Source organism: Xanthovirga aplysinae, from assembly GCF_009711365.1.
Lineage (GTDB): Bacteria > Bacteroidota > Bacteroidia > Cytophagales > Cyclobacteriaceae > Xanthovirga > Xanthovirga aplysinae.
Window position 1 is genome coordinate 1 of the sequence record NZ_SMMB01001269.1, and the last position, 16,755, is coordinate 16,755.

At 39.3% G+C, this 16,755-nt stretch carries 13 protein-coding genes; all 13 read left to right on the forward strand.

What is annotated here, in order from left to right; all coding sequences use genetic code 11:
• Positions 1-500: 500 nt before the first annotated feature.
• Entirely contained in the window at positions 501-851 is a 351-nt protein-coding gene (locus E1171_RS20320; RefSeq protein WP_155207902.1) for a hypothetical protein, read from the forward strand.
• 174 nt (positions 852-1,025) lie between these two features.
• Positions 1,026-4,622, forward strand: coding sequence for a hypothetical protein (locus E1171_RS20325; protein WP_155207903.1), 3,597 nt, complete (start codon positions 1,026-1,028; stop codon positions 4,620-4,622).
• Between the two features lie 106 nt (positions 4,623-4,728).
• Positions 4,729-5,292: a DUF6046 domain-containing protein gene (locus tag E1171_RS20330; protein ID WP_155207904.1), complete on the forward strand. Its 564-nt coding sequence runs from the start codon at positions 4,729-4,731 to the stop codon at positions 5,290-5,292.
• Between the two features lie 2 nt (positions 5,293-5,294).
• A complete protein-coding gene (locus E1171_RS20335) occupies positions 5,295-6,257 on the forward strand; it encodes a hypothetical protein (RefSeq protein ID WP_155207905.1) in 963 nt (320 codons plus the stop codon).
• A gap of 28 nt (positions 6,258-6,285) precedes the next feature.
• The gene (locus tag E1171_RS20340; RefSeq protein WP_155207906.1) at positions 6,286-7,110 is read left to right on the forward strand and encodes a hypothetical protein; all 825 of its coding nucleotides are present in this window, start codon (positions 6,286-6,288) and stop codon (positions 7,108-7,110) included.
• Between the two features lie 80 nt (positions 7,111-7,190).
• Positions 7,191-7,811, forward strand: a complete 621-nt coding sequence (locus E1171_RS20345; RefSeq protein ID WP_155207907.1) for a hypothetical protein — start codon at positions 7,191-7,193, stop codon at positions 7,809-7,811.
• On the forward strand, positions 7,801-8,097 hold the full coding sequence (locus E1171_RS20350) for an oxidase (RefSeq protein WP_155207908.1): 297 nt from the start codon (positions 7,801-7,803) through the stop codon (positions 8,095-8,097). Before E1171_RS20345 ends, E1171_RS20350 begins: the two co-directional genes overlap by 11 nt.
• A gap of 9 nt (positions 8,098-8,106) precedes the next feature.
• Positions 8,107-8,445, forward strand: coding sequence for a hypothetical protein (locus E1171_RS20355; protein ID WP_155207909.1), 339 nt, complete (start codon positions 8,107-8,109; stop codon positions 8,443-8,445).
• Between the two features lie 56 nt (positions 8,446-8,501).
• Complete coding sequence (locus E1171_RS20360; protein ID WP_155207910.1) at positions 8,502-9,428, forward strand: hypothetical protein; 927 nt, start codon at positions 8,502-8,504, stop codon at positions 9,426-9,428.
• Positions 9,429-10,461: 1,033 nt separating this feature from the next.
• Positions 10,462-11,382: a hypothetical protein gene (locus E1171_RS20365; RefSeq protein ID WP_155207911.1), complete on the forward strand. Its 921-nt coding sequence runs from the start codon at positions 10,462-10,464 to the stop codon at positions 11,380-11,382.
• A 296-nt stretch (positions 11,383-11,678) separates the two neighbouring features.
• Positions 11,679-15,608 (forward strand): hypothetical protein, encoded by a 3,930-nt coding sequence (locus E1171_RS24535; RefSeq protein ID WP_246164451.1) that lies wholly within the window; start codon positions 11,679-11,681, stop codon positions 15,606-15,608.
• Positions 15,547-15,804, forward strand: coding sequence for a tail fiber domain-containing protein (locus tag E1171_RS24985; protein WP_425509625.1), 258 nt, complete (start codon positions 15,547-15,549; stop codon positions 15,802-15,804). The genes E1171_RS24535 and E1171_RS24985 overlap by 62 nt, the downstream gene beginning before the upstream one ends.
• Positions 15,804-16,733: a Hint domain-containing protein gene (locus E1171_RS20375; RefSeq protein WP_155207913.1), complete on the forward strand. Its 930-nt coding sequence runs from the start codon at positions 15,804-15,806 to the stop codon at positions 16,731-16,733. Before E1171_RS24985 ends, E1171_RS20375 begins: the two co-directional genes overlap by 1 nt.
• Positions 16,734-16,755: the final 22 nt, after the last annotated feature.

Below are 16,755 nucleotides of genomic sequence, written 5' to 3' on the forward strand. Positions count from 1 at the left end.
AAACAACAGCCGTGCATTAAACCAGAATGATAAATCATTTCCGGTAGAGTTGACACTCACTGTTTCTCATATCGACTGGACTGGACAGGAATAATTTTTAGGTGAATATTACCGGAATTTCCTTTAAAGCAATTTGTTACAATAATTTCTGAATAAAATACTGCTTTCGAAAAGGATTATTTCTGGTTCATGTAATGCATAGCATTACCATTTTCAGACATCTGCTATTCCTTTATTTTAATGCTGAATTGCTTTTATAAGTTTGAAATACCTCTTCCTTCTGAAGAAAGATGGGTAGGGTATGTCTTATGTAAGCCATTGGATTAGAATAGCACTGTCTTTAGGGTGTGGCCTAGTTTAATTATAGGTCATGCCCCACTTATCGCTTTTTTATTGTTTTAAAGCAGTTGAAGAGCTATAGGTGTATTGTAATTAATTGATTTTAAGCTTTTAATAATTCTAATTATTCAATTTTATAATCATTTTAAACATTTACTATCATGACAAAAGAAAACGTAAAACCGGTAATGAACGAAGCAGCAAAAGAAGAAGCACAAGTAATTAAACAAAGACATAAAGCGGGAACCGTATTTTGCTTAGAAGTACCTTTTGATGATGAGGACCCTTCTAAAGTGGCTCGTGCCTGGTTAAGAAAACCTAACCTTGAAGAATTAGGGGCTTTCTCTTCTTTAGTACAAGGCAATCCTATTCGAGCTACTAAAATTTTAATGGAAAGCATCTGGTTAGAAGGCGACTCAGCAGTAAAGGACGATGAAGAGTGTTTTCTAAGCGCTATGGGACAGTTAAATGAGATCATTAAGATTCGAACAAGTAAAATAACAAAGTTCTAGCCTCATGTCCCTTAAATGAGGGCAAGGGCAAAGATGTCATTAGAAAGACAAATGCCCTTGTCCGTTATTTCTTTCATGAAGATCCCGCCACCATGAGCTCGCAACAATGGGCATTAAGGGCGCATGAGGCACAATGGCTACTAAAATTATTAGAGCCACAACTCTTTAAAGATTATGACTGATAATAAATCAGATATAAAATTGGGTATTGAAGATACGCTCTCCGGCACCCTGCTACAATTGGCAAAAACCGGAAATTCCGTTTTTGCCGGTTTGCAGGCTAATGTGGAGAGTTTCACCGCCCAATTTCAACAAACATTCGATCAGTTTAACAATTCTACTGATTTGCTAACCCAAATGGGTAAATCAGGAAAAGAAACTGCTGATACTTTCAATGCTATGGGGCAGACTTCTGAAAGTGTAGATACTTCCTTGGGTGGAGCCCAAGAAAGTGGAAAGAGTACAACTGATATTTTTCAAGGATTGAAAAAAGTGAGTCAACCTTTGATTTCAATTTTTTCCTTGATAAGTAAACAGGGTCAAAATGTAAAAACGGCTTTTTCTCAATTAACAGGGATAACGAAAGGAACAGATAATTCCTTTCAAGACTTTAGTGAAAATGGAGAAAAAGTGGGGAAAACCATAATTGATATGTCCTCACCGTTAGCTGATGCGAAAAAAAGTTTTCAGCTTGAAGAAGTCATTAGTAAATCAACTTCTGAGCTTCAGCAATTGAGCGCTGTTTTTGGAAATGTTAATGAGCAAACCAAGAATACAAGCGATACCTTTAGTGGTTTAATTAATACAGTTGGAGAAAAAACATCTGCACTAGGAGGAGTCTTTGGAGCGATTACCGGACAAACCAAAGGTATCAGCGATGTCTTTAGTAGTTTTAGTCAAAACAATAAGGACATTGCTGACCGCTTTAAAGCACTTCAATCAGCTGGAGGTGAGATCAAAACTGTATTAAAGAATCTGGGAAGTGAGGCTCTTATTGCCGGGCAGGAAATGGGAACATTAGCCCTTTCCGGTGCAAATTCTTTTGACGAATTAACGGGGAATTCAGCTAATATAGGTAATGAGCTGATTGCCCCTTTTAGTGATTTAAAGGAAAAAGCGCTTTCTGCCTTTAACCAATTAACTTCCCAATCCTCTGGCTTGAAAAGTAAACTTACTTCGAACTTTTCAGCCCTTGGAAATATCTTTAAGAAACCTTTTGAGGAATTATCAGATAGTTCCTCTACTGCACTTCAGGAGGTAAATGCAGAGAGTTCTGTTCAGGAGAGTAGTTCTCAAACGAGCTCTTCTCAACAGAGTAATACAATCTCAAATGTATCTTTGGATACAACCTTATTTGAGGCTGCTCAGCAGGGGCTTAATGATGTAGAAGCCGTTGCAGATCAGGCCATTGCTGGAATTGGGAAATTAGGTGGTGCTTTTGATGCCGTAGCAGGAAAAAGTGATCAGCTTAGTACCTTCTTTAGTGATCTTGGAGGAAAGAGTATAGCTGTACAAGGCCAATTTGAGGAGTTGGGTGGAATTACTAACTCTATTGGCAGCTTCTTCCAGGATTTAGGAAATAAAGGAAAAGAAAGCGAAGGAGTGCTGGGTAGTTTAGGAAAAGCAAGCTCTGCCCTTGGCGGAATTATTAACGGAGTGGGAGAAAGTACTACTGCTGTCGGAGGCGTATTTGCTAGTGTAAGCGGTCAGGCACAAGGAATTAGTACGGTCTTTAGTAATTTTAGTCAAAATAATAGAGACATTGCGGATCGTTTCAAGGAACTCCAGGGGTTAGGAGCGGACTTTAAAAGTCAACTTAAAAGCTTGGGAGATGAAGCGTTAAGTGCTGTTCCGCAAATTAGCCAATTGGGCATATTTGGAAAAGAATCCTTTGAGAAATTAGGAGGAAGTGTTTCTGGTATAGCCGATAAGATTAAAGCTCCTTTTAATGGATTAAAAGATAAAATTAGTCCTGCTTTCGATAATATATCGGCCAAAGGAAATGAGTTGAAGAATAAATTATCAACTCAATTTAACTCCATAAAAGACATTGCTACCAAGTCATTTGGAAAAATGGCTAAGGGAGGAGAAATATTTAATAAGGGTTTTGCAGGAATGCTGGAGTCCGGTGCTCAAATAGGAGCTGGGCTTTCCGAAATGAAATCGGCTGGAGATTCTGTCATGGCCTCTTTTAAAAATTTGAGCACCGATATGAGTGCGTCTGCTCTCGCTAGTGAGGCCATGAATATTGCTATGGGTGTGGGGAATATGCTTATGAGTGGGCAAGCGGTGCTGACTAGCGCCAGTACCTTGGCTATAAGTGCTTATCAAGCAGCTACCGGACTGGCCACTATGGTTACTTCCGGCTTCTCGGGAGCAATGGGAATATTGAATGCCGTAATGGCCGCTAACCCAATTGCTTTGGTGGTAATAGCAATTGCCGCTTTAGTGGCAGGCATCGTCTATGCTTATAAGAATTTCGAAGGCTTCCGTAAGATCGTTGATAAGCTTTGGGGAACTATAAAAACGGCCTTCTCAGCTATTGGAGAACTGGCTTCCGAAGTATTCGGCAAGTTGATCAATTGGTTCAAGAGCCTCTTTAACTTTGATTTTGGAGGAATAAAAGGTGGTATATTGAAGGCCTTTGGAGGTTTATTAGCGCCATTAAAGAAGGTATTCGGTGGAATAATCACCTTGTTCAAAGGGCTCTTTACATTCGACTTTGGAAAGATTAAAGAAGGGGTAGGAAGTATCTTTAAAGGGATTCTCAACCTTAACCCTTTTGCTCTATTGTTTAAAGGACTTACCGCTCTTTTCCCTTCTTTAAAAGGAGTATTTGGAAAAGTGGGAGATAGCCTCTTTAAAGTATTTGAGGGTGTCTGGTCGTCAATAAAAGGTGTTTTTGGTGGAATAATTAACTTATTCAAAGGACTCTTTACTTTCGATTTTGGTAAAATTAAGGAAGGCATAGGAAGTATCTTTAAGGGGATCATCAAACTCAATCCTTTTGCTCTCTTATTTAAAGGGCTTACCGCTCTTTTCCCTTCATTGAAAGGGGTGTTTGGAAAAGTGGGCGAAAGCATCATGAACGTCTTTGGAAACATTTGGTCTTCCATCAAGGGGTTGTTTGGAGGTGTAGTGGAGTTTATCAAAGGTATTTTCACTTTCGACTTCAGCAGTATAAAAGAAGGAATTTCTTCTATCCTGAATAGCATTCTGTCTTTTAATCCATTTGAAAAATTGGCAGAAGGTGGACAAATGCTATTGGACTGGGGCTTAAGCTTGTTTACCTCCTTTACTGAATCCCTTGGTGGAATAGGAGAAGTCTTTGAAGGAGTTTTTGAAAAGTTGAAGTCTTATGTGACATCGGTTTGGGAAGAAATAAAAAATGGCTTTTCATTTATTCTGGACCTTCCAACCAAACTTTGGGAAGGGTTTAAGAATGCATTCTCCTTTATCCAGGATTTGGGGGAAAAAGTGCTGGCAAAAGTGGGCGATGCTTTTGGAAGTGTAGTATCCTGGTTTAAAGATGATGATGAAGAGGAAAGAGAACCGGAGGGCTTGAAGGTAGTAGAAAATGCTTCTACCACTAAAGCCATAGAAGGAGAAAGTCCCGCATCCGAAAACAAGACTATTAATGTGCAGATTGAAAGCTTGGTTAAAAATATTACCATTAGTACAACGAATTTAAAAGAGAGTACTTCTGAAATCAAAGAGCAATTGACGCAGATTTTGGTTCAAGCAGTAAAAGACGTTGAAGTGATTGCTTAATAGAATACTTGCTGATAAGAAAAAGGAAGTAGGTGTGAAGGGCCATTATAGGACCTTATACAAACCAATAATTTTCTAAAGCAGGATTAAAGAATAGATTGAAAATATGGCTACGTATACATTTGTCGTGAATAACGGCACCAATCAGGGTGGGGTAGATCAACAGTCTTATACGGTTGATGAGTCAGGAATTCACCTGGACAGCTCCATACCTATTTCTCAGTTGGGTACGCCGGTATTGAGTAGGTTAAAATTCCCAGCACAAAAAGGGGTAAAAGAATTGTTGCTCGATACGGTAATCATTTCTGTTTCTATGCAGCGTACCATCGTAAAAACGGCTATTCAGGGTCAGGAAGGTACCGTAAAGGAGTTTATCTCCGATGGAGATTACAGTATTAATATTAAAGGGTCAATCACCAGTACCATCCCTACCCAATATCCGGAGGAAGAAGTAAGCAGGTTGATCAAATTATGTAAAATACCAGATTCACTAGTATTTGACTGTGATTTTCTGGCTCAGTTTGGATCCTTTTACTTGGTGGTAGAAAACTATAAGCTCGATCAGCAGGAAGGTTTTTCCAATGTGCAAAATTTTGAATTGAACTGTATTTCTGATAAACCATTGGAGCTGAAAGAATCCGAAGAGAAGAAAAATGAGAAAACTATTTGATCATGAAGAGGCTGACTTGTTTGATAAATATTGCCAAATACGAGTTTACCAGTGTCAATGAGGTGCGGGTGAACTCATCCTGGGATCTGTTAACGGATACAGCCACTATTGTCCTTCCTCGTAAAGTACAATGGAGCGAAAACGACAGTTTGGTAAGTGGGGACAACAGTTTCTTCAAAAGAGGAGATGAAGTAAGTATACAGCTGGGGTATGATGATAATAATGAGGTCATTTTCGAAGGGTTTATTTCTGCTCTCAAATTAGGAACTAACCTGGAAATACAATGTGAAGATGCCGCTAAAGATTTGAAGTCCGGCAATGGTACTTTCAATAAAAAAGAGCCAGCTACCTTAAAGGAATTTTTAGATAAGGTATCCACAATCCCTTTCGAGGCGGATCCTTTGGAATTGGGAAGTTTTAAAACCAAGGAGGATTCTCCAGCTAAAGCCTTGCAGAAGCTTAGAGAAAAGTTTCACCTAACCACTTTTGCACGGGAAGGAAAACTTTATGTAGGACCTGACTTTTGGCCTGATCTTCAGCAAAAAGAAGTGCCGGTTTTTACTTTTCAGCAGGATATCATCAGCGATGAACTTACTTATAAAAGGGAGGAGGATGTGCTTTACCAAGTGATTGCCAAAAGTAAGATGCCAGATGATACGACTATTGAAGTGAAGGAAGGTGATGAGGAGAATGCGGATAACAAAACGCTGGAGTATGATAATATGCCTGAGGCTCAGTTGAAAGAAAGAGCGAAGGCTGTTCTTGACCGCGTCAAATATGAAGGCTTTGAAGGAAGTATCACCACTTTTGGAACGCCGGTGGTGCGTCATGGGGATGTATTGGAGTTGAAAAACCCAAAGTATCCTAATGCAGAAAGAAATGGAAAATTCTTGGTGAAAGCTGTGGAGACGACTTTTGGCCAAGGAGGGTATAGGCAAAAAATAACCCTAAACGCTAAAATGTAAATAAATCACCCCATAACAGACAAAAAGTATGAATATCAAAGAAGCAATCCAACGAATGGCACAGGCCGAAGATCATAGGTCGGTGCTTGGAAAAGTCATGGAGGTCGACGAGGAAAAAGCCTGCTGTGATGTAGAACTCATTGTAAGTAGTGGGGAAGCAGAAGAGGAAAAAGACATTCTCTTTAATGTCCGCCTAAATGGGATCTCCAATATGACCCAGGGAATGACTTTCATTCCTAAGCTAGAGAGCCTCGTGATTGTTTCCTTGATCAGTGATACAGATAGCTTTGTCAGCATATTTAGTGACATCGAAAAAGTGAAACTCTACACCAATGAGTACCGATTGAATACCGATGATAATGAGATCAGCCAAGTAGACATTGCTTACGATCCGGAAAATGATACTAATTCTTTGAATATGAATTTTAAAGAAGTTTCAGTCAACAGCAAGGATAATCAGGCAGAGAGTTCTTTGGGGGTTTATTTTCAGGATATTACGGTTAATGGGGAACAGAGTGGAGAATCTTTGGTAGCCAACTCTAATAAGATAACTATTAATTCTTCTGAAAGTATCATTATTAATGAGGACACCGAAACGGTAAAGATCGCAGGGAAAAAAATTACTATTAATGGGGGAGGTAATAATGGGATGGTAATAGTAGACGATTTAGTAGAAAAAATAAATGCTTTGGAGGGTAAGGTGGATGAACTAATAACGGAATTAATGACCCATACTCATGCATCAGGAGCTCCGGGTAGTCCTACTTCTCCACCAATGCCTCCGTTGAAAACAGCAATTTTGGGTACTAAGACTACTAGTGCTCAAATAAGTAATCCTGATGTAACCCATTAATAGCTTAAAAAGATCAAAAAGCAGGCAATTATTTTTTTAGGTAATTCTTAAAAACAACAAACATTTAAAAAGGAACATTTATGAGTATTGCTATAGAAGACGTCATTGCAGGCCTGGACCAAGCTAAAAACCTTTTGTCCGTTCCCGCAACGGTGAAAAACGTTGACGAAGCGAATGCAACATGTGATGTAGACTTGCTTCAGAAGGTTTATGTCTATACGGACAAAGGGGAGACAAAATTAACCCTTGATGATAAAGTCGAAGATGAAGGTAAAGAAGAAATTACTTCTCTTAGTGGAGTAAGGCTCAATGGCATATACAATACGGGAATTTACACTACCGCCGACCCGCAAGGAAGTATTCTTTTACCAAAGGCAAACAGTAAGGTTTTGGTTTCCATCCTTAATATGGAGAATAGTTATGTCAATGTCTTAGGTGATACAGAGAAGGCCGCTTTCAATTTTGAAAAGATAGGATTGAACGGAAATTCCTTTGGCGGTTTGGTAATAGCAGGAAATCTGGTTAGTAGACTTAATGAATTGGAGAGAGCTTTTAATGCCTTTTTAGAGGACTACAGGGCTCACAATCATATAGAATCTACCGGAATGGTAACAATGGGACTTGTAGGGGAGCCGCCGGAAAATATAGAAGAAACAGAATTGAATTTCTTGGAAAACACAAATATAACCCATGGACGATAAAATAAAAGACATTTTGTTAGAGCCCAATTACGATTTAAAAATCGAGAACAGGGATTTTGCATTTGGCCCTAGCGATCAGCAACATATTGAACTGCTAATGGTGGCAAACAAAGGGAATTTCTTAGAATACCCTACTGCGGGAATGGGCATTGACCGTTACAAAAACGGAAATATTAGTAAGACTCAATTCCTTCGGGAAGCGCGTTTGGAGTTGGAAAAAGACGGCTATACCGTTAATGAATTCTCTTACGACAATGGGGTTATTGACCTGGATGTAGAAAGATAAGAAAAGACCATGAAACAGATTACCGTACAAGAGGGACAAAGCTGGTTTGATATTGCCATGCAATACTACGGCTTCATGGAGGGAATAGCTTACCTTTTAGAAGACATCAATAACTATGTCCATGAGCAGAATCAACTTAGGTCCAATTTGGAACCTTTACAGGAATTGGACATCAATACCGAATTAGAGGCCGGACAAATTCTATTAATCCGGGATAAGGCTTCCGAGAAAAAAGGCTTGAACATCAACGATGTAACCGTTAGGCTTTTTGAGAATAACGCCCAGTTTGTCAATAATTCGGATTTTATGGATCTGCTGGATAAGGAGGAAGAAGACGATGAAGAATAGCAAATAAATATTGGGGTAAGGAAAAAATAACTAAAACATAAAACTAAAATAGAAAAATGGCACGCTCAATTGAAGAAATTAAGAATAGCATTATTGCGGCCAAAATGGAGGATAAAAGGCTTAATGGATTAGATTCTGAATCCAGTACTGCCATTTGGAGTGTATGGGTTTATATTATGGCCGTAGCCATTTACACTCACGAATTGATTTTTGATCAATTTAAAGAGGAAGTAGAGGATATCTTGACTAAACAGATTCCTGGTACTGCCAGCTGGTATGCGGAAAAATTGAAAGAATTTCGATCGGGAATTTCACTTCCACCTGGGGGAATTACTTATGAAGACCCTTCTAAGGGAGAGGCCATTATTACTCGGGTTTCGTACAAGGAAACCGATGGTACTCTAGCCTTGAAAGTGGCTAAAGATAAGGAAGGTGGAGAGGTTGGTGAACTAGATGTTTTGACCGCTGAGGAACTCCGTAATGCAACTACTTATTTAGAGCATATTAAGTATGCAGGAACCCGGCTTTCCGTGACTTCCCATTCAGCAGACCAGCTGTATTTGAAGGCAGATATTTACTATGATACCTTCTTTAGTCCGGAGGAAGTCCGTGTAGCCATAGTGGATGCGGTAAGAGAATTCATGAAAGGGTTAGACTTTACCGGTAAAGTATATGCCAACCATGTGGTGGATGCAATTCAAGGTGTGAGTGGTGTGATGGATGTTAATGTGGTGGAATTATCCCTTACTGATAATACGGACACGGAAAGTTTTTTAGTGGAGAATTACAGAACCATTAATAGAAGGTTGGATACCTACGCCGGTTACATTGCCGAAAGTATTGAAGAAAATAGAAAACTGGATTATGTAGAGATTACAACTGAGCCAGATGGGACTGTGATTGATAACTCTAATTTGAGGATGTATCCGGATGACGATCAATCTGAGGACGGGGAGGATGGGTCACAGGAGCCAGCTGTTTAGGATTTAGATATGGTATATAAAACTAAATTGAAGGAGGGAGACAGAAGTTAAAGGACCTTTTGATCAGATGAAAGTTAGAAGATATACTCAGTCAGAGTTTTAAACCTAAAGAAGAAGAATTTTTCTAAAGATTCTCTTCAGAAATAAGACTGATAAATGAATGGAGGGCTTTACAAACTTATGGGGGCCATCATTAGAAATACAAATTTAAGTTCTTTGACAATTCTTACGAAAGAAATTAAAATATTGGTAAAAAGTAGAACTATTCTGTTTGCTAAATAGGTGAGATGATCATTATTGGCAAGTACACATTGTAGTTAATTCCAAGAATATTTCACCTTAAATCCTTGCCCAAGTCTAAGGACAAAATAAACCAAGTTAGGATAATTAGAAAGTTATCAGGTTTTAAAGGGCAGATCCATAAATAGGGATACTCCCCAAAGAGCTTCTTTCCCTTTGGCAAAACAAGCAGCTAAATAGTACCCTCCTTGTTTGTTTTGTGAATTGACTTCCTGTAGGGAAAGGCTCTTTAACCTGCTTTAATACCCTGCCAGGTATTTTTTTCTTCGAGAAAAGCACTTTAAATGGCCTCCTAGAAAGCATTGATTTACCAAAAAAGCTGAAAAATGTCCTGAGGAGTATTTCCGACCTATTAAGTCAATTCTTTTTTTAAGAATTTCCATGTAGGACCAGGCTTCATCAATAAAGATGAAAAACACCCCATGGGAGTCCTTTAGGCCTTTTAAATTAGAAATTATGAAGCAAATCAGAATATAAAGAAGAAATGTAAGAAAAAACGTTTACTGCTTTTACTGTTTTCGGTAAAGGGGTTTTTAAACGTTGCTTTTGTCTGTTGAAACCACCGGCGGTAGTTTTTCTAAAAACCGCTGTCGGTGGTTAAATGGTTTTTAAAGCCACAGAATTAAAAGCTATTAAGAAATAAGAAAAAAGGAGGATAAATGAGAGGTGAAATACCATTCCGGTAAGCTTAATTCCGGACCAAAAATGAAAACTATAAAATAAGATAAACAAGATGGGAAAAGAATATATTAATGGTGCCGCCCTGGTTCGGCGGTTAACCCCTCCCTTTTTAAGAAGAAAGTTATTTAACTCCTGGATGAGGGCCTTATTGTCTCCTCTTTTCGACTTTCATGTTTGTGAATTCAATGAGGCAGTAGAAGATCCCGAAAGTAAGGAAAATGACACCAGTCGGGTATACTGCTATAATCAAATTGTAAGGGGAGTAGATAGGGAATCAGTCAATAAAAAATTCCAGGATTATGCGGAGGAAATTCGAAAGAGTGTGAGCTGTACCGGTCAAACGGTTCTATTAGAAAATTATCTGCTGGATAAGTACTTATGTATTGACGGTACCAAAAAGGACGCAGAAAGGCCCATTTTTATCATTGATCAGGAAGAGAATGGATTGCCTATCTATTTTGAGAATGAGGAACAAGATCAGCCCGTATTCTTTGAATGTGAGTTTGAGGACTGTCATTCGGATTGTCACAAATGTAAAAGTTATCATATCGATGAAAATGGCAATTATGTCTGTGATGAGTACTACGAATGTGATTGCCAGGGAGAAGATTGTAATTGTGAAGAAGGGGATGAAGAATGCCCTTGTTGTGATTGCGAATGTGACCCTGCATTAAGTGAAGGAATCATGTACCCAGATGACCCTGATCATCCGGATCATGATCCTGATTATGTGCATGATCCTGCGGCCGGAATTCCTACTGATGAGGATAAAATTTACCTCTATCAGGAAGGGGAAGAGACCGAATATAACAATGATGATTACGATTTTTACGTCAACATTCCAGAGGAGTTGGAACCTAAAAAGCTGCAGATCATTGCTACGGTTAATAAGTATAAATTGGCAGGAAAACGCTTTAAATTGAAGATATACTCAAGTCCTGAAGTTACCTATGGTAAATGTGGAGATGAATAGCAACAAATAAGCAGATAAATAAAAAATAAAGCAGCAGCGCTGCTCCATGTAAAATAATCGTGCATCTGCGCTGCATAAAAAGTAAGCAATGAGATGTGAGGCTTCAGGATGAAGATGATGGAAAAGGCATGAATACCATTTTATTAGTTTTCACTAAAACAAGATGGTAGCCTTTTTCTTCCTTTGGCAGCCCCACATCTCATTTTTTTTTGGGGAGTAGTCCGACTTGTCCTAAGGTGCTATTTATATAGCAAGTTTATACGCTTGAATAAAACAAACAACAGAAAATATAAGCAATGAAAAAATTACACTTTACTGAAGGCGGCCGCATGCTGCACAATGACGATTTGAAAATTCTTCAAGAAGAAGTATTCAAAGCCCTGGAAGGGCAATACAAAGGACTGGGCGCTTTTATTATGAGCGGCTGTAGGGTAGGAGAAGATGACAATGAGCCCGGAAAATTCAAAATAAACGAAGGGCTAGTCTACCTTAATGGAAAGTTTCTGGAGGTAGATGAGGCTCCCAACCTGGTTGGATTTCCAAAATACATTGTGGAAGATTTGCCCGAAATGCGCAAAAGCTACCCTTTGTCTAGGGGGGGAACTGCTCCAAAAAGGCAATTGTTTAAGGCCCGTGTCATTAGTGAAAATGATTTTAATGAGGGCAGTTTTAGCAATCCGGAAGCCGGCCGAACCGAATGGATTAAAATTACACTGGAGGGAGGAAAGTCGTATTTCGATGCACTAAGAGGCAGCTTTAATGCTTTAAGCATAGGGCATAATACCACTAACTTAGAAGGGCATGATACTTTGGATGTGCTGGGGAGTTTAAAAGTGTCGGGACCGGCGGCGTTTGGGGAGGAAATTACCCTTAAAGATTCCAGTTTACTGCTTGGTCAATATGAAGGTACTTATGGAAGAACTTTAACCATTAAAACGCTTTATGGAAATACGATAATTGGACAACAAAATGCATCTTGGTCACATTTTGAGACAGATTCCGAAAACGGGTTTTGGTTCGGTAGTAATATCACAGCAAATCAAAGCCTATCCGTTAGCGGGAATATCACAGCCGTTGGAACAGGAAATTTTGGGGGTGACATCATAATTGATGGAGAAATTTCTGTTGCAATGGCTACTTTAGTAGAAAGTTGGGATTCCATATCAAAGGGAGGGTTTTATACATCAAGTAATGCAGTTGATTCACCTTCATCTGAAGTTTATTTTGGTATTTCTGTTCCCTATGTAAATAATAAAAATGGATTTCAAATTATCTCAAGTAACAGTGGCAATAATTCCTTTTATCTAAGGAGAAGATCATCATTAGGGCTTGGAGAATGGTCAAAGATAGTGCATAGCACCGGGGATCACTCTATTGATGGTGATTTAAATGTTGGCAGTCTTAGGGCTAGAGGCGTTATTAATGCCGAAAGAAATAATGACAACTATGGGGGCTGGTTTGGAGCTGAGCCAAGAGAGGAAAACCCAAGTATTAATGTTGGTGCCTGGTGGGATATGCGTGGAGCAATGCGTTGGGATGGAGCCAATAGAAAATTAAAGCTGGAAACACAATATGGCGATGATGAGATTTATGAAAACGGCTTGGTAATATATAAGGACAAAATTGGGGTTAACCAGGATAATCCCACAGAGGCGCTTGATGTATTAGGAAACATCAATGCCCAGGGAGTACTCTATATTAACACATCCAATGATGAAGCCCTGCAAATCAAACATCTTAGTTCAGAGGGAAACCCTTACCTATCTTTTTACCTCGATGGGATTCGTAAGTCATTTTACCAAATAACCAAGGACGCTAGGGTAAAAATCCATAATGACGAAAAAGCCAATACATTAATCATAGATGGAGGTATTAGTGGGTTGAAGTTTGAAAATACAGGTTCAGCCTATGAGGTTTATCATGCCGGGAATTCTAATCTTGAGACCGTTGATTGGAGTACTGATCGCTTAATTACCAGAGGAACGGCAGACTTCGGTTCAAGTATTGATGTGCGTTATAACCTTTCATTGGGAGGACAGCTTAACTCCCTATATACTGGAGACATCATGAAATATGATGGGGAAGGGACCAAAACCTTTTTATTCTATAATGGATCCCTAAGGTTTTTTACGGGTGGTGGCTCTGCTCTTAGTATCAACAGTGATAATGGCTATATCGGCATTGGAAACAATATGCAATCTCCTGAGGAAAGGCTGCATGTGGGGGGAAATATTAAAGCTACCGGCTCTGTTGAAATGGCTGAGCTTCGAACTAATGCCATTGCTACTAAAAACGAGGATTTATACATTAAAACCTATGTTGGCGACTCAGATTGGGCCAGAGGAATACACTTTTCGGACGACCTTCAGACTGGAGGGGTAAATCAACGCGCCAGTTATGGCCTTCTCGGTAATAGTGATGACAGCTTTAGGTATTTATACATGGCCTTTGGTCCTAACCCTTGGTCTTCGGAAAATGGTATCTATGTTTGCCCAGACAATAAAGTAGGGATCCAAACCAAGAGTCCGGTGGAAGCTTTGGATATCTCAGGAAATATAAAGGTTACAGGATCGGCCCAATTTGGGGGTACTATCAGAACCGATATTTCATCCTCGGCTGTAGAAGTGATATTAGCCGAAAATACAAATGGCGGATTTAGGTTTGTTCCTTTTAATGACGGCTACGACTGGATTCAGTCCAGGCAGAAAATGAGGTTGTCCGGATGGGGTGGAGATATTTTAGAGGAATTTCAATTAAAGTCAAAACTTGTTACCATTGATGGCAGCATCCAAGCTAAGGGAACCGCAGAAATAAAAGGTGCAACCCAAGGTAAACTCATGCTTACCAATGAAAATGTGACAGGTACCACCTGGAATATTTCTTCTAATATACCATCAGTGAGTGCAGGTGGTCTGGCTATTTGGTCTGATCTGAATGGAGTAGACAATGGCTTTGTAATGAATAATGGTCATGTAGGGATCAATAAAACTAGCCCCATTGAAGCATTGGATGTTGTTGGTAACCTAAAAATTTCAGGTACAGGTGAGTTTGGAGGTGATATTACTGTTAATGGAAACAAGGTTTGGTACTCAGGCAATGACGGTTCTGGTAGTGGTTTGGATGCCGATAAATTGGATGGTAAAGAGCCTTCTGAGTTGTCCGTTTTGAGGGTTATAGATCAGGGCAAGGTAACAGCACATGACGGCGCAGCAACAACCTTTCTGAATAGTGGAATTGAATTAGTTCGGGCTTATAGTAATGGTTATCCAGTATCCTATGGAAATGTCGTTCGAGTAGGAGGCGGAAACGGAGGTGGTGAGCTTCTGTTGGAGTGGAAATCTAATGAAACGACAGGTAGCATCTTTTATAGAAGTAAACGAGATACTACTTCTACAGCTTGGGGTGGATGGGAAAAACTATGGCACTCCGGCAATGACGGTTCTGGAAGTGGTCTGGATGCGGACACGGTAGATGGCATTCAAGGCAATGAATTAATGAGGGCGATTAGTGATGGCAGTTATTATGGAATGAAATCTCCTGATGGTTCCACTTCTAATTGGATAAGAACAACAGCTAATGGTTTTATTCCTTATCAATCCGGGGGAAGCAGTGCTTTGGGGACTTCAAGTTGGCCTTTTAATCTGGTGTACTCAAACACGTACTATGAAGGAGGGACAGCCTTAAGTTCTAAATACCTTGGAAAAACAGCAAAAGCCAGTGATTCCGATAAGGTCGATGGCCTTCATTCATCCTCATTTCTGAGATCAGATGCTGATGATACGCTTACCGGAAGGTTATATCCCGGTTCAGATAGTTCCCTTAGGGCAGGAATGTACGGTAGGTATAGTCAAGCAGCTAGTCCAGGAGGTTCATATAAGGTGGGACATATTTGGTCGATGGGTACAAGTTATTTGATTGAAGCTTCTGGCGCTAATTTCGGTAATCTTTATGGCTTTGGCTATAAGCACACAAATAATACCACTGGAGGAACCATGGCTGGTGGCCATATGGCAGTGTGGTGTCAAAATGGAAACCCTTATGTTGCATTGGGTAACAATCTTTGGGTGAAAAATAGTGTGGAAATTGGTGGAAATCTATCCGTCACTTGGAGACATTACAGATCTGGCCAGTTCCGACCAACGTCTGAAAGAAAATATCACTCCAATAAAAGATGCCTTAAAGGTCGTCAATGCAATCGGTGGTTATTCTTACACCTGGAAAGATGATGCAGAGGTTCCCTTTGAAGGTGAGGACTTAGGCGTCATTGCCCAGGAAATCCAACAGGTACTTCCTTTAGCGAATGTGGTACAGGAAAAAGAAAACGGCAACCTGGGGGTGAGCTACAAACGACTGATTCCGTTGCTAATTGAAGCGATAAAAGAATTAACAAAAGAAGTAAATGAATTAAAAACAGCAAAATAATGGCAGTAGGAACAGAAAATATTACCATGAGACAGGTCGCCAATGAATTGGGATTGTTGGGAGATGTGACAGTAGAGCAATTGTTTAGGGCAGCGAGTTTGTCGGGCTTTGACTCCAGGCACAGTTCAAGAACCAATTTGACCACAAAACCTATGAAGTTGGGGGAGTTTAGGGGGTATTCTCATATGCCAACCCTGACATTTAGAATTAGGTATTCTTCTTCTACCGAATCATCTTATACCTTATATCCTCAGTTTGATTTTGATATGTCGGTTAACAGAGATATTACTATTTCTTACAATTTCGATAACACATCATATTCAACGACTATGCTCAAAGGAGCTGTCTCTACGAATGGAATCTCCAAGTCAATAAGCAGGAGTTGGAATTCTAATACAAGGGTGTACCTATCTGTTTCTTCTTCATCTAACTTTAATTCAAGTAGTGGAAGTGTATCTTATTTGGTGCCCGCAAGAGAGCCTGATAATTGTTTGTTAGCAGGGCAGAGATTAAAGGTGAGTGACACTGAATCTAAGTTAGTGGAAGAGGTGAAAGTTGGAGATAGATTATTCACATATGATGTAAAAACAAATTCTTGGGGACTGTTTGCGGTTAAAAATAGAAAAATCTCGTCTACGAATCAATGGTATAAAATAATTACTTCTGATAAGAGAGAAATAAAGTGTAGTCCCTCTCACCATTTAATGGTTAATTTTCAAAAAGTGGAAGCTAGGAATTTAAATACATTTGACAAATTACAAGTATTTGAAAAAGGTGTTTGGACTAATATAGAAATTAAGTCTATAAAGGCTTTTGATGAAACTGTCGATATATACAAAATAGAAGTAGATAAAGCTCACACTTATTTTACAGATAATAATATATTTCATCACAACCTTAAATTACCACCTGATGAGCATTTACAATAAAAAAAGCACTTGCAAAAATTGA